Source organism: Nocardia sp. NPDC006044 (assembly GCF_042871115.1).
Classification (GTDB): domain Bacteria; phylum Actinomycetota; class Actinomycetes; order Mycobacteriales; family Mycobacteriaceae; genus Nocardia.
Genome location: NZ_JBIAID010000001.1, coordinates 581,782 through 600,584, shown reverse-complemented (window position 1 = coordinate 600,584; position 18,803 = coordinate 581,782). Strand labels below are relative to the sequence as shown.

The 18,803-nt window shown below is 60.7% G+C and carries 21 protein-coding genes and 1 pseudogene; 13 read left to right on the top strand and 9 right to left on the bottom strand.

Annotated features, from left to right (window positions below):
* Nucleotides 1-292: 292 nt before the first annotated feature.
* Both ACFYO1_RS02745 and ACFYO1_RS02740 read right to left on the bottom strand, forming a co-directional pair.
* On the bottom strand, nucleotides 293-1,771 hold the full coding sequence (locus ACFYO1_RS02745; RefSeq protein WP_387226479.1) for a cytochrome P450: 1,479 nt from the start codon (nucleotides 1,769-1,771) through the stop codon (nucleotides 293-295).
* 210 nt (nucleotides 1,772-1,981) lie between these two features.
* Nucleotides 1,982-2,866, bottom strand: a complete 885-nt coding sequence (locus tag ACFYO1_RS02740; protein ID WP_387226478.1) for a class I SAM-dependent methyltransferase — start codon at nucleotides 2,864-2,866, stop codon at nucleotides 1,982-1,984.
* A gap of 810 nt (nucleotides 2,867-3,676) precedes the next feature.
* On the opposite strand from ACFYO1_RS02740, the gene ACFYO1_RS02735 reads away from it, so the two are divergent.
* On the top strand, nucleotides 3,677-3,802 hold the full coding sequence (locus ACFYO1_RS02735) for a hypothetical protein (RefSeq protein WP_387226477.1): 126 nt from the start codon (nucleotides 3,677-3,679) through the stop codon (nucleotides 3,800-3,802).
* Here the strand turns inward: ACFYO1_RS02735 and ACFYO1_RS02730 are convergent.
* Nucleotides 3,786-3,971: a hypothetical protein gene (locus ACFYO1_RS02730; RefSeq protein ID WP_387226476.1), complete on the bottom strand. Its 186-nt coding sequence runs from the start codon at nucleotides 3,969-3,971 to the stop codon at nucleotides 3,786-3,788. The genes ACFYO1_RS02735 and ACFYO1_RS02730 overlap by 17 nt on opposite strands.
* 64 nt (nucleotides 3,972-4,035) lie before the next feature.
* Entirely contained in the window at nucleotides 4,036-4,350 is a 315-nt protein-coding gene (locus ACFYO1_RS02725) for a hypothetical protein (protein ID WP_387226474.1), read from the bottom strand.
* A 162-nt stretch (nucleotides 4,351-4,512) separates the two neighbouring features.
* Here ACFYO1_RS02725 and ACFYO1_RS02720 point away from each other — a divergent pair, with 162 nt between their 5' ends.
* The 4 genes from ACFYO1_RS02720 (at nucleotide 4,513) to ACFYO1_RS02705 (ending at nucleotide 7,571) form a co-directional block, all read left to right on the top strand.
* Entirely contained in the window at nucleotides 4,513-4,914 is a 402-nt protein-coding gene (locus ACFYO1_RS02720) for a hypothetical protein (RefSeq protein ID WP_387226473.1), read from the top strand.
* Nucleotides 4,915-5,668: 754 nt separating this feature from the next.
* Nucleotides 5,669-6,082, top strand: coding sequence for a VOC family protein (locus ACFYO1_RS02715; protein WP_387226471.1), 414 nt, complete (start codon nucleotides 5,669-5,671; stop codon nucleotides 6,080-6,082).
* Nucleotides 6,083-6,237: 155 nt separating this feature from the next.
* The gene (locus ACFYO1_RS02710) at nucleotides 6,238-6,648 is read left to right on the top strand and encodes a recombinase family protein (protein WP_387226469.1); all 411 of its coding nucleotides are present in this window, start codon (nucleotides 6,238-6,240) and stop codon (nucleotides 6,646-6,648) included.
* The gene (locus ACFYO1_RS02705) at nucleotides 6,645-7,571 is read left to right on the top strand and encodes a hypothetical protein (protein ID WP_387226467.1); all 927 of its coding nucleotides are present in this window, start codon (nucleotides 6,645-6,647) and stop codon (nucleotides 7,569-7,571) included. Before ACFYO1_RS02710 ends, ACFYO1_RS02705 begins: the two co-directional genes overlap by 4 nt.
* Before the next feature lie 650 nt (nucleotides 7,572-8,221).
* Here the strand turns inward: ACFYO1_RS02705 and ACFYO1_RS02700 are convergent.
* The 3 genes and pseudogenes from ACFYO1_RS02700 to ACFYO1_RS02690 all read right to left on the bottom strand — a co-directional run.
* Nucleotides 8,222-8,743, bottom strand: a pseudogene (locus ACFYO1_RS02700) (Tn3 family transposase); the annotation flags it as partial.
* Nucleotides 8,725-9,465, bottom strand: coding sequence for a contact-dependent growth inhibition system immunity protein (locus ACFYO1_RS02695; protein ID WP_387231659.1), 741 nt, complete (start codon nucleotides 9,463-9,465; stop codon nucleotides 8,725-8,727). The gene ACFYO1_RS02695 and the pseudogene ACFYO1_RS02700, both read right to left, overlap by 19 nt.
* A gap of 438 nt (nucleotides 9,466-9,903) precedes the next feature.
* Nucleotides 9,904-10,704, bottom strand: coding sequence for a toxin glutamine deamidase domain-containing protein (locus ACFYO1_RS02690; RefSeq protein ID WP_387226466.1), 801 nt, complete (start codon nucleotides 10,702-10,704; stop codon nucleotides 9,904-9,906).
* Between the two features lie 449 nt (nucleotides 10,705-11,153).
* On the opposite strand from ACFYO1_RS02690, the gene ACFYO1_RS02685 reads away from it, so the two are divergent.
* A complete protein-coding gene (locus ACFYO1_RS02685; RefSeq protein ID WP_387226464.1) occupies nucleotides 11,154-11,570 on the top strand; it encodes an S-adenosylmethionine decarboxylase family protein in 417 nt (138 codons plus the stop codon).
* Nucleotides 11,571-11,575: 5 nt separating this feature from the next.
* On the top strand, nucleotides 11,576-12,040 hold the full coding sequence (locus ACFYO1_RS02680; RefSeq protein WP_387226461.1) for a GNAT family N-acetyltransferase: 465 nt from the start codon (nucleotides 11,576-11,578) through the stop codon (nucleotides 12,038-12,040).
* Nucleotides 12,041-12,127: 87 nt separating this feature from the next.
* On the opposite strand, the gene ACFYO1_RS02675 is transcribed toward ACFYO1_RS02680, so the two are convergent.
* On the bottom strand, nucleotides 12,128-12,586 hold the full coding sequence (locus ACFYO1_RS02675; RefSeq protein ID WP_387226459.1) for a hypothetical protein: 459 nt from the start codon (nucleotides 12,584-12,586) through the stop codon (nucleotides 12,128-12,130).
* 306 nt (nucleotides 12,587-12,892) lie between these two features.
* Here ACFYO1_RS02675 and ACFYO1_RS02670 point away from each other — a divergent pair, with 306 nt between their 5' ends.
* The 3 genes from ACFYO1_RS02670 (at nucleotide 12,893) to ACFYO1_RS02660 (ending at nucleotide 15,044) form a co-directional block, all read left to right on the top strand.
* Nucleotides 12,893-13,723, top strand: a complete 831-nt coding sequence (locus ACFYO1_RS02670; protein ID WP_387226457.1) for a glutamate ABC transporter substrate-binding protein — start codon at nucleotides 12,893-12,895, stop codon at nucleotides 13,721-13,723.
* 227 nt (nucleotides 13,724-13,950) lie between these two features.
* The gene (locus ACFYO1_RS02665) at nucleotides 13,951-14,922 is read left to right on the top strand and encodes an asparaginase (RefSeq protein ID WP_387226455.1); all 972 of its coding nucleotides are present in this window, start codon (nucleotides 13,951-13,953) and stop codon (nucleotides 14,920-14,922) included.
* Nucleotides 14,919-15,044 (top strand): hypothetical protein, encoded by a 126-nt coding sequence (locus tag ACFYO1_RS02660; RefSeq protein ID WP_387226452.1) that lies wholly within the window; start codon nucleotides 14,919-14,921, stop codon nucleotides 15,042-15,044. Before ACFYO1_RS02665 ends, ACFYO1_RS02660 begins: the two co-directional genes overlap by 4 nt.
* Before the next feature lie 56 nt (nucleotides 15,045-15,100).
* On the opposite strand, the gene ACFYO1_RS02655 is transcribed toward ACFYO1_RS02660, so the two are convergent.
* Nucleotides 15,101-15,760: a winged helix-turn-helix transcriptional regulator gene (locus ACFYO1_RS02655; protein ID WP_387226450.1), complete on the bottom strand. Its 660-nt coding sequence runs from the start codon at nucleotides 15,758-15,760 to the stop codon at nucleotides 15,101-15,103.
* Between the two features lie 130 nt (nucleotides 15,761-15,890).
* Here ACFYO1_RS02655 and ACFYO1_RS02650 point away from each other — a divergent pair, with 130 nt between their 5' ends.
* From ACFYO1_RS02650 to ACFYO1_RS02640, 3 genes are all read left to right on the top strand, one after another.
* Nucleotides 15,891-17,288: an MFS transporter gene (locus ACFYO1_RS02650; protein ID WP_387226448.1), complete on the top strand. Its 1,398-nt coding sequence runs from the start codon at nucleotides 15,891-15,893 to the stop codon at nucleotides 17,286-17,288.
* Between the two features lie 265 nt (nucleotides 17,289-17,553).
* A complete protein-coding gene (locus ACFYO1_RS02645; protein WP_387226447.1) occupies nucleotides 17,554-18,189 on the top strand; it encodes a DNA glycosylase AlkZ-like family protein in 636 nt (211 codons plus the stop codon).
* Between the two features lie 21 nt (nucleotides 18,190-18,210).
* Entirely contained in the window at nucleotides 18,211-18,774 is a 564-nt protein-coding gene (locus ACFYO1_RS02640) for a DNA glycosylase AlkZ-like family protein (RefSeq protein ID WP_387226445.1), read from the top strand.
* The last annotated feature ends 29 nt before the right edge of the window (nucleotides 18,775-18,803 follow it).

Sequence of the window (18,803 nt, the reverse complement as noted above, 5' to 3'; positions counted from 1 at the left end):
TGCGCCCCACGGCGGATCACCCCAGGGCGTGTACATCTCAGGGCGCACGACGCGACTGCTCGCAACTTGCGATTGCCCTCGATCGACTGTATCCACGGCCGCGGTCTCCTCTGTGCCCATAGTGCGGCGAACCGAAGAGAATACCACGGAGTACGTCAGTTCATCGGATAAATCAGCAAACATCAACGCAGACAGTGATGCTCGGATCGGCGTCCACGGATGCTCGACTCGAACGGCTCCTTCACCCACACGGCCGTTTGCTTCTTGATTGCCGTAGAAGGTCGGGATTGGGTCAGACCTTGTGCGCGGTTCCTTGCGATTGGACGGTCTGCGGTGTACGCGCGGTCGCTTTCATCCGCAGCTGCCGAGGCTGGGGCACAACAGCCGGGGTGGGCCTGGTATCGGTACCGGGAATGGTCTGCAACTGCCAGCGAGCGGCGATGGTCGCCAACGCTAGCGTCGACTCGGCCAGCGCGAATTGGTCGCCTATGCACTTGCGGGCACCAGTGGCGAACGGCAGCAACGCATTACGCGGCGGTGGTGTGCTGAGCTTGGGATCGAATCGGTCGGGGTTGAACGTTTCGGGGTCGGGATACAGATCAGCGCGATGCTGGATCGTATACGAACTGTAGATGACGGTGGTGCCGGCAGCCAGCAAGTACCCGCCCAGCTCGGTGTCCTCGGTCAGGATCCGAGTCTGCAACCAACCCGGTGGGCGCAGACGCAGGACTTCTGTGATCACCTGTCCGGTGAATTGCAGGCTCGGTAGATCATCGAGACCAACGGAACGCCCAGCCAGAACAGTGTCCACCTCGGCATGCAGACGCTCGGCGAATTCGGGATGCTCGTCGAGCATGATCAACGCCCATGCCAACGTCGCAGCAGCCGTGTCAGTGCCTGCGAAAAAGAAGGTGAGGACTTGATCGATGATTTCGTCGTCACTCAACTGCCCACCCCCCTCACTGTCGCGGGCGAATACCACCGCCGAGAACAGATCACCACGATCAATCCCCTCGGCGCGGCGCTTTGCCACCAGATCCTCCAGGATGGTGCGCGCATCGGCAGCTGCCTCTATGCAGGTCCGATTGCCCGGGATCGGCAACCGGCGCAACCACGCCGGCATCATCACCTGCCGCACGACTCCGGCGAAAACCGCCTCGACATCGCGGATCAGCCGCTCCTGCGTAGCATTGGAAATCGCCCCGTCGAACAACGTCGCTGCGATCACCTGCCCAGCAAAGGCATGCAGCTGTGCCTTCACATCAACGACCTGCCCGTCTTCCCAGGAGTCGACCAGCTCGGCGATCTTCTGTGCCATCACCGGCACGTACCCGGCAATGCGTTTCGCATTGAACGCTGGTTGCAACAGACGCCGTTGCCGGCGATGCTTCGCATGCGGGCACGTCGCCAAACCCTCTCCCACCAAATCTCGTCCGCTGTCGTATACCGCCCCGCCCTTGTCGAAAAGCTTGTCGTGCAGCAGCACCTCGCGTGTCAGATCAAGGTCACAGACCACCACCGCGGTCACAGGTCCCAGGCCGATACCCACCAGGTCTCCATGGGCAGGCAACCCCGCCATGAACCCGAGCGGGTCACGCAGCAGTGATAACGCATGCCCTAGCACAGGTAACCGGTTCGGCGCCATGGCAATCGGCGCGGAACCGCCTGGGGCTCCGGCGCCACGGGCTCCCCTGCCGATCGCACGGCTACCCCCTGAGACTTTGCCGATCACCTCTGTTACCCCGCGACGGATTCCGGGCAGCCCGCTCATGCCTATCTCCCTCCCTAGCAGATCGACTTCCCACCCCAGTCTCCGCCGACCACGCCCAATCCACTACCACCCTTTCGGGTGGACTTCACCGATCAGCGGGCCCGACCCCGATCGGCGCTTTCTACTGTTCGAGACGGCTCAACGAGGCAGCTGCGCATCCGTCGACGGTAGCCAAAGCCGAAGAGAGACAACCCAGCACCGCAGCTCCGATCAGGACTGTTTCACCGCAGACAGGTATTTGATCTTGTTGACCAATTGGCCGAGCGCGTCCCGTCCTGCGGTGAGTGGCCGACCGTATCGTTCAGCGAGTTCATCGGACGACGCGATGGCCGCCCTCCAGCCTTGCGCTGTGAGCCACTCGGCCGGATCCAACCGATCGTCTGTATAAAACAGCTCAGTGAGGTCGACCTGAGTGTCCCGGAGCTGCTGCGCCTGCTGCTCGGCGAGCATCCTGAAATCGTCGCCAATCTCGACGGCGTCGCTAGCCATCCTGCTGCCCGGAGCGGAGAGCTCATCTATCCGCGCGAACAGTGCGTCCTGCGCCGCACCAGGCAGATACATCAGCAAACCCTCGGCGGACCACACCGTCGGCACGTCCGGATCGAAGCCAGCGTCGATGAGCGCGGAAGGCCAGTCCTCGCGCAGGTCGACGACAACATCCTGACGATCAGCTTTAGGAGTGGCATCTACGTCTGTGAGGACCTCGCGCTTGAACTCCAGCACCTTCAACTGGTCGATCTCGAAGACCACCATGCCCAGCGGCCAGTCCAGGCGATAGGCGCGCGCGTCCAAACCGGCGGCCAGGATCACCGCCTGCCGCACCCCGTTCCCGGCCGCGGCGAGAAAGTGATCGTCGAAGAACTTGCTACGCAGTCCGATGAATCCGGTACTCAGCGAACTCTGCGCCCACAGTTCCGGATCGTTGATCAGCCGAATCGTGTCCGGATCGCCGGACCCCTCGACGAACAACGCAGCGAATTCATCCTGAATCAGCGCATCAGCCTGCTTGGACTCAGCAGCACGCGAGGCCGCGACGAACAACGCAGTCCTTCCGACTCTGCTGACTACATCCCAGGTATCACCTTCGGAACGCATACTGCTCCCCTCGATCGCAGAACAGATGCTACGCACACTTGTCGGGGTGTGGTGCGTGTTACGCCAACGTGTGGGACATATTGCAGTCCGTCGCAGGGGAGCCATCAGCATCCCCGGGCCAGCCGGTATCTGTGTGATCCTTCAGGGGAACGCGGCGTTGCCCCCAGTTCGTGGGTGGGAAGTGTTGCTCGAACGTGCAGTCCTGGAAGCTGTCCGATCATCAACTGTTGCCCGCGGGGGGACCGCCCGGCTGTTATCCGGACGGCTTGCCTCTCGGCGGCTCAGGGCTATATTCACGATCTGCATGATCATGAATATAGTGCTTGAGCCGAAGGCGATTCCGACTGTTGTTGAAATCGCGAGTTGAAATCGGATCTGAAGAGAGACCTCGGCCGTGGCGTTTGCAGACCTTGCGGCCGAGGTTTCCTTTTCCTCCGGTTCCTTCGCTAACGACGGCGGCGATCTCGGGCCCGCAGTCACCGGTCCAGCCCACGCGAGGGTCGCCCAAGCGCACGGTCACCGTGTGGTCCTCCCCGACGTGGGCGATCGCATCGGGAATGGTGTGTTCGATGCGAAGGACCGACCCGCCACCGATGAGCCCGATCGCGTTATCGACGTCGTCGCCAAATAGCTCGGGTTCAACGGCGCTCTGTCCCGACGTGGAAGCGCAGAGGCTTCGAATGCGGAAGCTGGTGGTGGTCCCGGCTGTGCGGACACGGGGGCCTGGCAGCGCTGCAGGAAGGTTGCCCGGCAAGACCGGTTCGGGTGCGCCAGGGATCGGAATGATGAGCGTGCCGCTAAAAGGCGCGGGTGGAACGCTGGCTGCGCACCGACAAAATGGTGCTGCTCACCGTCGACCCCTCCTACCGCCACCAGGCCTACATCTTCAAATCCGATCGTTCCGGGCGCACTCGGCAGGTCAGCCCGGGATACTGAGTACGGAACCCGCCTGCGCCGTCTCGTCGATGACGACCAGACTCATCACCTTGCCTTCCTCTTCGAACAAGATCCGACGGTCGCGCAGCAACTGGAACCGGTCGGCGAGCAGTCCACTATCGAGGCTCAACTCCCCGGCCACTCGCTCCAGGCGGGCTGGGGATGACAATCGCCGCAGCAAAGCGACTGTTGCGGCATCAATCTCATAGCGTGTCTCGGTGCCGAACCGCGAGTCATGGACGGTCCACCGGTCGCCGCTGTGCAAAAGTTCCAGGCGCGGCTGGTCCGCCCCATCCCTGCCGCCATAACGTGATCTCCTTGTTCAACGGCTCGACCCAGGTCGCCGCGTTGACCAGATATTCGGACAGGTTCATATCCTGGAAGAAATATGCTAAGTCGGTTAGGTCTTCCACGCTGAAGGGGTAAACGAGCCAGTAGAAATCCATCGGCCGCAGCGTGAGCCCGAAGTCCGCGCTGCGGGTGAAATACGGGCTGTAACGCTCGAATCGCACCATATATGCGCCCGAGGGCGGCGGCGTGGCCGGCAACGGGGATACCTCATTCGCAGGCGCGTCCTGGGCAACGTCAGAACTTTGGTTCGTCGTAGGGACAACGGCCAAGGCCGTAGCCATCACCATCAGTGCAGGATCCGTCCTTGCAGCGGCAAGCCATCCTGTCGTCGATCCGGCCACGGCAGGAGGGAGAGAGCGATGCCGACTCCGACAGTCCCCGACAGCTTCGACCGTCGTGGACCGTACGCCACACCAGTTTTCGCACTCGGCAATATCACACGCAAAACTGCGTGTTGGCAGCTTTCCACTCTTGAGGAGGCGATGTCCCAGCCCTGCGTCGAGCTCACTACCTGGTTCAGCTACCAGGAGGACTGCTACCGCGCTGACCTTGTTCCGTTCGTCGGCTCATGTTCACACCGAGGAACACGGTGGACTCCGGCGAAAATCATTGTCATCGCCTCGATTCCCGGGCCGAGGGGATGCGAGCAGTCGGTATTGGAAGAGCTCTTTCACGATGCGATGACCGAACTCGTGCGGCGGTTCGACGCCGGAGATCCCGAGATCACTGCGCGATTCGATCCGAACAGTGACATCTTCTAGCTCGTGTTCTCACACAAGGATCTGCGGACGGCGTTGTCTGCCATAGGCTCACCGCGGGATGCGACACCTCGTCCGTGCCGCGTTCATCGATGATGCTCGGCTAGAGCCAGGGCATCCGCCAACAAGATCGCGTCAATGACCGGTTTGAACGGGAATATTCGGGCCGGGTGGTGATGAACAGATCCGCGCAGGGGCTCAGCGGCGGAAAGACGACGAGCTTGCCTTGAGCATGAAGGCCAAGAATCCCACCTCTGGGACAGTCCGGACTTGCTGCCTGCGAGCCATCCAACGCTTCATACATCCTGAGCAATCCACTTGCGTAGTCCTGCAAGCGAAGGTCCGATAGGTCGGCGCCGGGCGCGCTGACACCGGCATCCCGGCCACTCTCCAGGCGGCTCGCGCACTCGGCCGCAGCCGATCTCTGTCGTCGGTCGCTAGTACAGCCGCTACGAAGCTGAGCGGCTACAACGAACATCCTCGATGGTGAGCTGGCCGATCGGCGTACGTCGCAGTTCATCAGTCCTTGGCGAGGCGTTTGAGGCATTCGGCGTCCTCCGGCGCGAGCGTGATGTCGAAGTCCGCGCCAAGGCGGACGCGTTGAGGACACAGCGATCGTATTGGTCGCGTTATCGCGCTGACCAGATTCGCACAGGCATCCAACCGCGGAAAGTCGATGAGCTGACCTTACGTATGAAGGGCCGCAATGCCAGCGCTGGGGGCAGTCCAGATTTGCTGCCCCGAGTAGCATCGCCTGATGGCATACACACTGCGGGGTGCAACCCTGGACTGCCCGAATCCTGGGGCGCTTGCGCGCTTCTACAGAAGTATTTGTGGGGGCCGTATCGTGTCGTCGGACGCTCAGTTTACACACCTCTACTTGGACAGCGGGGTGAGCCTGGGGTTTCAGCTGGACGTTGAATACCGGGCCTCGACCTGGCCAACGAATGAAATTCCTCAGCAATGCCACCTAGATTTCAGCGCAGCGGACCTGGATCAGGCACAGGCGGAGGCCATGACGGCAGGGGCGAAGCTAGCGGATTGGCAACCGGAACCTGACGTTTTCAGAGTGCTGCTCGACCCTGCGGGCCATCCATTCTGTTTCAGCACCTGGGGTACGCCTGCCGGTCCGGAAAGAGGATCGGTGTCACATATTCTGGAACGACGTTAGCGCTCAGTCAACGCGTCGACTTCCACGCGACGTTTCACACAGCGAGTCGACCCAGCCAACTCGTAAACCGCAAGCGGGGTTCGATCGCCAGCGCCGGGCTTATCTTCGACGGCGACTCAGAACGCTGCTTCGTCGTCAACCAGACAGGTGTATAGGTGCCGCCGACAGCAATCGTCGCGTCGATCGCTACCGGTGAGAAGGCTTGCGGCCTACACCTGGCCGGGGATCGTATCGTGATGCACACCCTGGACCGGTCGGGTCGCAATCTGCGAGAGGTGTTGAACCTAATCCATGATCTGCGTGAGCAGAGTATCGGCGTAGATTCGCTGGCCGATCCGGCGCCGATCGATACCGCAGATGAGGGGATGGGGCGGGTGGCGGTACTGCTACTAGCACTGTCCGCCGGGATGGAACGCACTTGTACCAGCCACCAGCCACGCCATGGAATCTTTCGCCGCGCAAGAAATTTGGAACCCGATGAATTGAAGCAGGCCACGATCACGACGGAACAGGGCGGTAGCAGGTGCCCTGAGCATGCACCTGCCGCAGTGGTGAGGCTCGATTGAGCAACAGCATCACCCGGGCCTTGGCCGGGATTGTGCACCATCTGACTCGCCTGACCAGCAGAGGAGCCGGAGGGGCCGCGGAACTGGACAGGAACGCGGCTCGTTCTGTCAAGCGAGATGTCGATGAGGAGGTTCACGCCGACCACCTTGGCAAGCGTGAGATCGAACAAGCAGGTGGAGGGCCGCAAGCGCCCGAACATGGAACGCGCACCGGCCCGACACCAAAGACACCAGTCCGGACCGGACTCGGCAAAGATGTCGACGAGTTCGTCGCCCTGTCACCCACGCTCTCGACCGCGATCCGCGACCTGCAGGCTTCACCGACCGGAAAATGGAAAATTACCTATGGCGAGGAAGGAAAAGGGATATTTTGCGATACCGCCGCCCGCCGAATAATCCTCGACCCTGGCTACGCGCGCAAGGGTTCCTACAGGGTGGTGTATGCACTTGCCCACGAGGTCGGCCATGCGCGGTTAGTCGAGAAACATCCAGGCCTGGAAGATCTGTTCTACCGGGAAGGAATGACCAGGATAGAGTGGGTGCAAGCGCAGTACCGCTGCCAAATCCGAAGCGAAGGTGAAGCTGAGCTGACCGCCTTGGATGTACGGAAAGAGATACTCAACAATGGCGGACCCGACATTTACCCCGATTACAATTATGGGGATGTTTATGAGAGGTACGAGCACGGATATATATCTAGGCATGTAGCCAGGGGCGAGATCGCAAAATACTTAGGTGCCAGGACCGTGAACACCACCGGCGAAACATACACGCAATACTACGGTAAGTTCTATTATCAGCTGTGGGACCAACTTGAAGGCGCGGGCCGTGGAGCTGGTGATCGGTACGGAGAGTGGTTCGAGCCGTTACCTTGGGCAACGGACGTGGCGCCGTGGTTTTCGGCTGATGGGAGACTGGCGTGACCTCCTGCCTTGCTGGTGAGGTCTGTCGTATCGTGGGTCGCTTGCTGGCGATTCGTGGTGACTACACGCCAGGGGGTGTCGCTCGAGCGTGCTCTGTCGAGTTGCGCGAGGTTACCGGTGCAGGCGAAGGTGTGCCCGAATTGGGAGGAAGCTTCGCAGCCGGACCATTCTCGATGGTGTCTTTCCGTGGACCGGTTGAACCGGGTGAGCGTTCGACCAGCCTGGTAGTGCTCGACGTCGGCGAGAGTGCTCTAATCACCAGAACGGATATCGACGCTCAGCTCGACCTATCCACCGGCGTCATCTCCGCCGACCCGCGGATACCTCCGGGCGGGGTCGTCTCCTTCCGGATCCGGCACGATCGCAGAGCAGTGACCTTCCAATTCGCATTACCCTCGTGCACCCTGAGCCAGGTCGCCGTTTACGAGCACATGTGACGGCAGAACCGGGCGCGGTCGCAGTCCCGGAGATCGATCAGGCTGCTGCCACCCATTCCCGTCCCGCCGCTAGTATTCACCTCGAGCGGCGATCGGCCGTAGGGTAGTTGGGTCAGAACAACGCGGGCTCGACGCGTGGTAGCTCATATAGCCGGCTCCGCGAATTCCGTGTCAGAACAGCGCGTCCCCGGGCCGGCAGCCGGTACCCCGGTCTTCGATGGCGCCGACGAAGTTCACCCTCTCGCTGTGCGCCGGGGAAAGGTGTGTCAGCGCTTCGTCATCGATCCGGCGCTCGGACCGTCGCATCGGGTCCAGCGCCAAGCCGAATTACTCTGTCGCCCAAGCCATGACCTCGTGGCGAGTGTCAGATACCACGCCTGTTCGGCCGAGTCACGAGGTGCCGTGCCCGGAGCATGCCTTCGTGGGCGCGATGCAGGTCCCGTTGAGGGCGTGCACCGGATACCCCTCGTGCAACAGGCGGCGATCCGCCGCAGTAGGCAGGATCGGACAGATGGTGGGCGGCGTAGGCGGTACGTCACGTGGCCTCGCACTCCTTCAACGCCGCCGCGAGGGTGTTCTGTCGAGTCGGGGCGGGGCAGTTTGCCCACCAGCACCGACGCGGTGGCGTGCCCGAACCTAAGCGACCTGCCGAACAAAGTAGGTCGTTGTAGTTCTCGGCGATTAGATCCAGATTGCACCGCCGGATCAAAGCGGTCCTATGTTCGGAAAACGTGCTCCGCTTGCAGGGCTCCGATCGATTCGGCCACCCTGTCACCAAACCTGACCGGAGACCTGTAGACGTCGGTCACGCTGTCCGGCTCACGGTCGGGCAATTCGGTCAGAATATCCGTCACGCATTTCCAGATTTCTTCATGTGGTGCACCACGTTCGGTCAGGTCACCCAGATCCCGGACTTTACCGATGACGATTTTCATCTGCTGGACCGTGATCGGATCCTGTATCCAGTGCCCACGCCCTACCCGTAGTGTCGTGACGAGCAGGTCGCCAGGAAAAAGGTCACCCTCGGCGAGAGGGTCCCTTTTCAACTGGATCACCGCACGCGGGAGTAGGACATCGATGCCTTCGTTCTGCTGTAGGAGACAACGAACATCCTCGGTCGTGAGCTGCCCGATCGGCGTGCGCCGCAGTCCATCAACAGTGCGCATCAGTCGAGTCGCTTCCGCGGGCATCGCCGGCCACACGTTGTCTTCGTGTTGTTCCAACGACAGATCCCCATCCGCGTCGGCGCATACGGTCCATCTCCCGGTTTCACGCCGGAAGAAGAGAGTCGCGAACCTGCCAGATGTATGGGTGATTCGCGCGAGGGCGATGTCTCCGAAGACGCGGATGCCCGATAGCTCGAAATCAGGCGCGTCAATCGACTCACCGTCAGCATGGCCCACGTCGTGCGGATAGGACACCGCGTCCAGGAATTGCTCGGCTTCGTCAGCACACATCAAGGCGGCCATCTCACGGGGAACCGCTCGCTTCGTCCAGAACGCGCTGACCAGCGCCGAGATCTGCGACTCGTCATCGACCGAAGCCATGCCGACATCCTCGCCTACACCCTGGTGTACGGATTCGCCAGCAATGGGAAGGCAACTCGGGTGGAAGACTTCACAACCAGGATCGAGTTGCAAAACTCTGACGGTCCCCACCATTGACGACCAAGAACGTCAGATTCCGGCCCTGGGCCACTTTGCCTCGACGGTCGAGGGCACCCAGGTAGACGATAACGCCTCTTTCAATACTCAGGCATGACCGAAGGTGAACTCTTCTAGGAACTCGTTGTACCGAAAACCGACCCAATGGACGCGACCATCACCACTGGGGACTTGCGGTATGGAGATCAGGATCGCGTGGTCAGGATCGATCACAGGCGGCACAGTTCACTTTTACAGCCCTCCCTCGGTTCCGCGGTACTGGATGCCAAGGTCAGCGACCGTCGAGGGAAGGGGTGCCCGCAGGTCATCTACGCGTAGATATCTCAGAGCTGCAGCATTGCGCACATGCTCACTGGCATCGACCAACGGCGGGTTAGGCTGACCGTCCACGAAACGAACACCTGCACCATGCACGTGCTCAACATTGAAAAGATGAGATGCTCCGCGATCGAGTCGGTGCTCGGGCGGCCAATCCGCAATAACAATCCCTCGTGAGCCAGGTTCAGAGAACGCAGTCAGCAGGCGCTCTCTGCTCATCACCGTTGTGAATCCACGTCCCCAAGCCATCTCCGTGACCACGTGTGGGACTCCGGACCTAACTGTGAGTGGTGCCGGCCCGGCGATCACATCTTCGCCCCGTCTGCGCAGCTCATACGTGGTCGCTACAACAGCACAGTTGTTGGCCCACTGTGGATCGTGTCGATCGAAGCCAGGGTTGACCATGACGAGGCATTTGTCGATGTCACTATTAGTTTGTTGGGCAGACGATGCTTGGTGAAACCACTCAAAATGGTCGCTAGGTGTTGAACGATGCGCCATCGCGGAACCATTCGTAAAATCGAGCTGATGTGCGTCGAGGTTACCCATGGAAAGTGCATCGCCAGTCCGTAGTACATCGGCCGTATGCCGCAACTGTCCGCCCGACGTCCACAGAACGTCCGCCATCGCCGGTGTCAACCGGCCGTCCAGCTCATGCACGATCCCGTCGGCCATCAGTTTTAAGGCGTGGGCGGCCCCTGTTTCGGCGGCCATGTCTATCCTCTTGATTCTCAGCGGGTTCCAGCATAATAAGACCACTGAGTCCGTTTTTGGTGCCCACGACACTCCCCACTGTTGAACATAGACGCAGGTACTCAGCTCCACAAGGTCACCATGACATGCACCTGCCAGCGGATAATCCCTTGGACAGAACGCTATGGCGCGCCGTCGCGGAGGTGCACCTCTCTACGATATCCCCCGCTAAGCGGCGGTAACCCCATCCTCGGCGACTGCCCTAAGGGGCGCCCTTAACTACCACCCGGATCAACCTGATGTGTCATGTATACCTATCCGCTGAGGATGATCATCGAGCAAAGCCGGCTCCGACCTCGATACGGGTCGATGCCGACTGACGCTGCCAAGACTGTTGGGCAACAGGTGTCAAGCGGCACAGATGGGAATCAGCGATATGGATACGGTGACAATCCGAATCGATCCAAGGTGTGGACGAGTCTCTTGCGTCGTCAGCTTTCGATGTTGTGCAGCATGGGCTCGATATCGGCGAGTTCTGGGGTCTCTCCCTGTCGCTGGACCTGCATGATTGTGAGCCTTCGCGCCTCCGGGATTCAGAATTCCTCCAGGGGTTTGTGATGAGGTTGTGTGACGCCATTGGGATGAAGCGCTACGGGCCGACACGATTGGCGCACTTCGGGTCGGGGGAAACACTCGGCTACTCGATGGTCCAGCTCATCGAGACGTCATGCATAACTGGCCATTTCGCAGAAGCGAGCAACAGTGCCTATCTCGACATATTTTCGTGTGCGGGATACGAACCGATGTTTATCGCGAACTTCTGCAAACAAGAGTTTGCCGCAAGCGACTGCGTGATCAGCTCCTGCGCCTTACGCGGCAGGAGGTGAAGCGGATGCCGAGTTCGTTAACGATAACGATCAAGGCCGGAAAAGCAGATGCTATCGACCTATTGATCGAATTATCGCGAGAGTTCTATTCTGGCGAAGAGTATCCGTTCGACGAACGCGCCGTCCGCTCGGCGTTACGCCAGCTCTGTCACGACAGCCGCTACGGTGAGGTTTGGTTGGTCCACTCGGGCTCTCATGTCGCCGGTTATGCGACAGTGACCTTCGGGTTCAGTATCGAGTTCGGTGGAAGGTTTACCCTGCTCGATGAGCTCTACATCCGTCCAGGATTCCGCGGTAAGGGGTTGGGCGGACATTTTCTGCAGTTGCTGATAGATGACTATGCCGGGCAGGGATTCGGTGCGATGCGGCTGGAAGTCGAGCAGAGAAATCATCGTGCGATCGACATGTACGACCGACTCGGATTTTATCGCCACAAGCGATCGATGATGACGAAATCGCTGTCCTTCTAGGCGGATTGCGGTGTTCAGGTGCGACCGACGACACACTCCATTGGGATGCCGCGCTGATGGGTGTTGATGACGCACGCTATTCCGATGTCAACTGTCGGTCGAGTTCCACTCCGCGGAGAGGTCGACACCGCGGGCATCAGCGAGGGCCCGAACCTTTTCCGACTCGTCGACAGGGACACACACGTAGGCACGCAAACCGTCGTCGTCGCGGCGGAGAATGTAGTTGTTCGTGCCGTCTGTCAGCCGGGCGCCGGCGGCATCGTAGAACAACCACCGGACCTTGACCAGGAAGACCGCGTCGGTGAGGTGTTCGTACTCCACGAAGTCGTGCCCGACCGAGGCCAGACCGAGCTTTCGATACAACGGAAAAGACCGCTCGAGCGCCTGGGCCATGGTTTCGCGAGATTCGATGGTCCCCACGTTGCGGTCGTCGAGAATCGTTCCCGGCATCCCCCACAGCGCCGCTCCGGCCCTAGCGTCGTAGTTGGTCAGAGTGTCAGCGTAACGAGTGAGGTAGTCGTTGATTTCCTTCTCGAGTTCGTCCATGACATCGACCCTAGGACGGGGCAGGCGGGCAAGAAGTGGATTTAGTATGCCCATGAGTGATAACAGTCCGCAGACGACGTCGTCTCAGCCCGAGTTTCCCTCGAGTGCATGTGGCCGGTTGCGCCGGAAACCCGGGGTGAACACACGCCTTCTATGACGTACCGCCAACGCGATGAAGGCGAAGCCCTTCCCATCGTTGGGAACGTCGAGGTGTGGAGGTCGGGTCATATCACGAAAATGACACTCGACTACTGGCCGGGCTTCGTGTCCGAGTTGCGGCCAACCTAGCGACGAAAGCGGGTTTCGATGAGGTGCAGCCGCCCAGTCCGGCTTGGTATCGGCGTCGCCGTCGCCGTCGCGATGAGCGCGTGTGGCCACAGCGGATCTGACACAGCAGTCGATCATGCCCGCGAAGGGCGACTGACCATCGGAATCAAGTTCGATCAGCCGGGCTTGAGCATGAAGGACACCGACGGCACGTTCCGAGGGTTCGATGTCGAGGTCGCGAAGTATGTAGCAGGCAAGCTCGGCGTGCAGGCCGACGGAATCACCTTCAAAGAAGCACCGTCGGCCCGACGTGAGGCGCTGATTGCCGATGGCGCCGTGGACTTCGTCGTCGCCACGTATTCGATCACACCGGATCGCAAGGAAAAGGTCGACTTCGCCGGACCATATTTCGTGGCGGGGCAGGCGCTGCTGGTGAAGACCGAGAACGTCGCAATCAGCAGTATCGGCACTTTAACCGCCGACAAGAGACTGTGCTCAGTCGAAGGCTCGACGTCCGCGGCGAATGTCAAGGAGGTCTACGCGAAAGAGGCTCAGCTACTGGAACTCTCGACCTATTCGCAGTGTGTCGAAGCGCTTCGCGCCGGGACGGTCGATGCGGTGACCACGGATGACATCATCCTCGCCGGGTTCGCCGGTCTGGCTCCTGGCGAACTGGCCGTTGTCGGCGAAACGTTCACGGTGGAGAACTACGGAATCGGCCTGAAAAAAGGTGACCGCGAGACTCGCGGCAAGATCAACGACGCGATCGAGGACATGATCGCGGACGGTTCGTGGAAGCGGGCGTTCGAGGAGACGATCGGCCCACTGGCCGCCTCCACGCTGACGCCGCCGGTCGTCGACCGATATTGAGCGTACCTGCCGGCGGTGACTACCAACTACCTAACAACATCGCTGCACACTATGGAGCATCCGAGTATGCGGAGACAGTTTGTCGGACGGCGGTCGACAGCGGAACTAAAGCGGACAATGTCGTTAGTACTGGAGTAGCAGACCCATCCCATACCTTTGGGTGACGCATCGGGTGACCATCGCTTTCTAACATCGCAGAAGAACTACGATTCTCAGGAGTTTGCTCGATGCGCACTATCGTCCGGATTTCGATTGCCGCCGTTATTTTTACGAATGCCGTCGCATGCGGTTCCAACGGCCGCGCTACACCGACCGCGGAACATCCGACAGTCGCGGTGATCGGGATGGGTGGCACCATCGCGGGTACAGGTAGCAGTAAGGTCGCTTTCGAAAAGTACCGCCCCGGTGATCGAACGATCAACGACATGATCGGCGAGCTGCAGCCCGAGATCGGCGAGGTGGCACAGGTTGCTCCGGAGCAGTTCGCCAGCACGGGTAAGGCGTCCGGCGATTACACCCTAGCCGATTATTACGATCTCTCCAGGCTGATTGATCAACGGCTGGAAACGAATTCGGCAGTGGTCGTGACCAGCGGCACAGCGTCGATGAGCGAGCTCGCCTACTTCCTCGACCTCACCGTGCGTAGCACCAAACCCGTCGTCGTCACTGGTGCCATGCGCCCGTGGACAGCTCTCGGTAGCGATGGACCGCCCAACCTGTACAACGCGGTTCGCCTCGCCGCCAGTAAACGAACCGTCTGCTTCGGCACCGTTGTCATGCTGAATGACCAGATCTTCCCCGTTCGCGATGTGGTCAAGTCCGATACATTGCGGCTCAACACTTTTACGACTCGGGAATACGGTGACCTCGGCACCATCGACGAGGCCGGCATCCGCATCCAACGGTCATCTGTGCGAGCGCAACATTGCACTGACCCGGCCAAATGGAGTACGCCTTTCGACCTCTCGGCAATCGAACGGGGTGCGCTGCCGCGGGTCGAGATCGCGCAGGCGTACGTCGACGCCGGCAGTGAAGCCATCGATGCCGCTGTCGCTGCTGGCGTCCGCGGAATCGTGTTCGCGGGCACCCAGACTCCGATACAAGCCAGAGCGGCAAAAACCGCAGCGGACAAGGGGATCACCCTGATCGCCGCCAACGGTTACGGAGCCGGAGCGGTTCATGCAGACTTCCCCGGGTGATCAGTGCAGGTGACTTGGCACCACAGAAGTCGCGAATTTTGCTGCAGCTGGCGTTGGCGAAGAATGCGGACCAGAAGCAGATCAGCGACTGGTTCCGCGCGCTCGGCAACCAGGAAGACTGATCGAACCTCCGTAGCGACCTGAGCCGACTCGACAGCGAAACCTGGAGTTCGTACTACTACTGCACGGTTGCTGGAACGAGCATGGCGTCGAACAACCGGCGCACTAGCTCTATCCTCCCTTGCACTTGAAGCCGGTTGCTCGCTACCGCGACGTCGACGTCGAGCTCGTGGGTGAGCACGTCCTTGAACGTCGGGAGGTCAGTTTCGATCACCGCGTCCGGCTTGGATATCTCGGCCCGCTCGACATCGAGTCTGCCCTCGCCGACGCGCACTGCGAAGCGGTCGTTGTCTATGCGGACCGCGATGTCGGCGTTCAGATCACCAGCGACGGACGGGGAAAACCGTGCTCGCTGCGACAGCATCACCGAGTCGATACTGCGGGGGGCATCACGGTCAAGCAGCGGCGATCGACCTCCCCACTTGCCGAGCTGGGTGAGTACGGGCTCCAGGTCTCTGCCCCAATCAGTGAGCTCGTAGACCTGGGAGCCGACCGGCGGACCGAGCGTGGCACGTCGCACCACCCCTACGTCTTCCAGCTCACGTAGCCGTTGGGAAAGGACATTTCCACTCAGGCCGGGCATGCCCTGGCGTAGGTCGCGGAACCGCTTCGGGCCGAGCAGCAGTTCGCGGACCACCAGCAAAGCCCACCGTTCCCCGACCAGGTCCAAGGCGTGTGCCGCAGCGCAACTGTCCCCGTAACTGCGTCTGGTCGTCACAGTCAAAGCCTACCAGCGAAATCCTAGAGACTGCATGTATGGTTATTTTTCAGGACTTCCTAGTACTATTTAGTGACCAATAGCCCAGGGAGGCGCACAGATGGTAGGTACTCGAGTCAACAAACGCCGGATGACTCCCACCCAGCGATGGGTGCTCGGCCTCGCCTCAATGGGATCGTTCATCGTCATCCTCGATGTGCTGGTTGTGACAACTGCGTTGACCGCGATCCGCACCGACTTGGCCGCTTCGCTCACCCAGCTGGAATGGACGGTGAACGCATACAGCCTGACCTTCGCAGTTCTACTGCTTACGGGCTCCGCCGTCGGTGATCGATTCGGTCGACGTCGCATGTTCGTCATCGGGCTGGGCATCTTCACATTGACGTCCGCGCTCTGCGCACTATCGACAGGCATCGGCATGCTGGTCGTCGCGCGAGCAGTGCAGGGGTGCGGCGCTGCGTTGGTCATGCCACTGGCACTCACCCAGATCAGCGCGGCCTTCGAACCAGAAGACCGAGGACGAGCGCTCGGCATTTTCAGCGGAGTAACCGGGTTAGCGATCTTCGTCGGTCCCGTCATCGGCGGCGCGATCACCCAAGGCCTGGCCTGGCAATGGATATTCTGGATCAACGTGCCGATCGGCTTGCTCACAATCGCGTTGGTGCTGCGTCGGATGCCCAAGACGTACGGTCCTCCGCATCGGTTGGATCCCGCGGGCGCCGGCCTGGTCACGGCAGCCTCACTCGGGTTCGTCTGGGGGCTGGTGCGGGGCAATGTGGTCGGCTGGAACTCTGCCGAGGTGCTGACAGCTCTCCTCGTCGGCATCGTCGGGATGGCGCTGTTCGTTCTTTGGGAGCAGCGGGTCACGGAACCGATGTTGCCCATGCGGTTCTTCCGTAATCGCACTTTTGCAACAGCGAACATCGCAAACTTCTCGCTGTATGCATCGGTGTACGGCATATTGTTCCTGCTTGCGCAATTCCTGCAAAATTCCTTGGGTAATGGCGCGTTGGCTTCCGGCATCAAACTGAGCCCATGGACAGCCACCCTGATGATTTTCGCGCCGATCGCCGGCGCGCAGATCAACCGCTTCGGTGAGCGGTTGTTCATGGTTATCGGCTTGCTCGGTCAAGGGATCGGTGCCGCATGGTTGGCACTGATTGCCTCGACGCAGCTGCCGTTCTGGGAGATGGCGCTACCGATGGTACTTACAGGTGTCGGTGCTTCGTTGGCTATGCCTGCGGCGCAGAAGGCAGTCGTCGGCTCGGTGCGGATGGAAGACATCGGAAAGGCGTCCGGGGCGGTCACCGCGCTGCGGATGTTAGGCGGAGTGTTCGGAATCGCGGTCGTTACCGCGGTTTTCGAGGGCTCCGGCAGCTTCAATTCTCCGCAAGCGTTCTCCGACGGTTTCGCGCACGCGTTGGGTTTCGCCGCCGTCATCGCGTTCGTGGGAGCGCTTGCAGGGCTTGCCATGCCGGGCCGTCGACCAGCGGCTGCGACATCCGCGAAGGCACCGACCTCGACGTAGGCTAACTATGCTTTTCGGACGCGCGCATATGAGATCTCCCAACGCACGTCATCTCACGCGCCGGTCCCACGGACGGCCTGCGGATCTCGTCACGCCCGTACAGCTGACGAGTTGTGTGCCACATCTGCGCACCGCCACGCCTTCGTGCATATGTCTTCGTCAGAGTTCGTGGAGGAGCGCTGGCGACGGCGCACTATGGAGTGGTTGCCTCTCGGTTTTGCTTCCAGAACCGGAATCCGGATACCGCAGGATCAGGAGGAGGTCAGTGACAACTCGCAAGCACAAGAAGGGTGTCCTCGAGGTAGGGATCCGTGACGTGATCGAGTTTCGACTGCATGCGCATCATCTCACGTCACGGGATCCGGCTGAGTCGCTGCACGAAGCGGTTGGCGCATGTGGGATCCAGAACAGTCCGCCGGGTTCAGCATTGCTCGCCCTGAACGCTCGGGTCGACAACGTAACCCGGGATGGTATCGATGAACTCCTCGGCGAGAAGAAGACCCTCTTGCAGACATGGTCTATGCGCGGATCGCCGTTCTACTTGCCAACTGATGACGCGCCGATCTTCACTACAGGAGTGCTACCGACCAGCGAGACAGCGCGCATACATCTGATCGCAGGCGTGGGCGAGGCACTGGACAAGCTTGGGATAGGTTTGGACGAGACTGTCGACCGTATTGCCATGCATGCCGAGAAGGTCCTGTCCGGCCGACAGTTTGGCGATCACCGAATTGGGGGCAGAGCTCGCCGGCCACGTGGCAGGCACACTATCGCCTACTCAACGCAAGATGTGGGCAGCGCCTGGCCCCTATGGTGCGAAGATTCCATTGGGCGAAGCGGTCGTCCATTTCTGCGTTCGAATACTGACGTTGCGGGGCATAGTCTGCTTCGCCTCGCGTAGCGGAACAAGGCGCCGTTCGTTTTGGTCGAAGAATGGCTGGGCCGAAGGCTGCCACGCGTCACCTCGGAACGCGCGCGAGCAGAACTGCTGCGTCGCTACCTGCATTGTTACGGCCCATCTACACGCAAGGACTTCGCCGCGTGGCTTGGAGTCCAAGCCGGTGACGTGGATCCGTGGTGGACGGCTTTGGCGGACGATCTGCGGTGCGTCGAATTACCCGGCGGCCAAGCGTGGGTGCTCGCGGAAGATCTCGACATTCTCCGGTCGCCGCCCTCCGGGGCAAGAGGGGTACGGCTATTGCCACCCGGCGATCCCTACACGCAGATGCGCGATCGCGAGACCATCGTAGACAAGAAACAGCATCGTGCTGTGTGGAAGACAGTAGGTTCGCCAGGCACCGTGCCGGCCGATGGCACGATTTCCGGAGCCTGGCGTCTCCGCAAGAGCGGCCGCAAACTCATCGTGACAGCTGCCTTGTTCCAGCCACTGAGCCCCGCACTCCGCAGACAGCTATACGCGGAAGCCGAATACGTCGCGGAGCTACGCGGCGCATCGTCGGTGCAGGTTGACTTTGCTGAGGGATGAGTGCGTCATCAACCTTGCAATGCGGCGGG

What these genes read in the sequence shown, in the direction of transcription:
- ACFYO1_RS02690 (WP_387226466.1), bottom strand. Translation starts at nt 10,704, where the DNA reads ATGGCCGCCGAAACAGGGGCCGCCCACGCCTTAAAACTGATGGCCGAC.
- ACFYO1_RS02720 (WP_387226473.1), top strand. Translation starts at nt 4,513, where the DNA reads ATGCCGACTCCGACAGTCCCCGACAGCTTCGACCGTCGTGGACCGTAC.
- ACFYO1_RS02695 (WP_387231659.1), bottom strand. Translation starts at nt 9,465, where the DNA reads ATGTGTGCTGACGAAGCCGAGCAATTCCTGGACGCGGTGTCCTATCCG.
- ACFYO1_RS02715 (WP_387226471.1), top strand. Translation starts at nt 5,669, where the DNA reads ATGGCATACACACTGCGGGGTGCAACCCTGGACTGCCCGAATCCTGGG.
- ACFYO1_RS02745 (WP_387226479.1), bottom strand. Translation starts at nt 1,771, where the DNA reads ATGAGCGGGCTGCCCGGAATCCGTCGCGGGGTAACAGAGGTGATCGGC.
- ACFYO1_RS02670 (WP_387226457.1), top strand. Translation starts at nt 12,893, where the DNA reads ATGAGGTGCAGCCGCCCAGTCCGGCTTGGTATCGGCGTCGCCGTCGCC.
- ACFYO1_RS02680 (WP_387226461.1), top strand. Translation starts at nt 11,576, where the DNA reads ATGCCGAGTTCGTTAACGATAACGATCAAGGCCGGAAAAGCAGATGCT.
- ACFYO1_RS02650 (WP_387226448.1), top strand. Translation starts at nt 15,891, where the DNA reads ATGACTCCCACCCAGCGATGGGTGCTCGGCCTCGCCTCAATGGGATCG.
- ACFYO1_RS02675 (WP_387226459.1), bottom strand. Translation starts at nt 12,586, where the DNA reads ATGGACGAACTCGAGAAGGAAATCAACGACTACCTCACTCGTTACGCT.
- ACFYO1_RS02740 (WP_387226478.1), bottom strand. Translation starts at nt 2,866, where the DNA reads ATGCGTTCCGAAGGTGATACCTGGGATGTAGTCAGCAGAGTCGGAAGG.
- ACFYO1_RS02665 (WP_387226455.1), top strand. Translation starts at nt 13,951, where the DNA reads ATGCGCACTATCGTCCGGATTTCGATTGCCGCCGTTATTTTTACGAAT.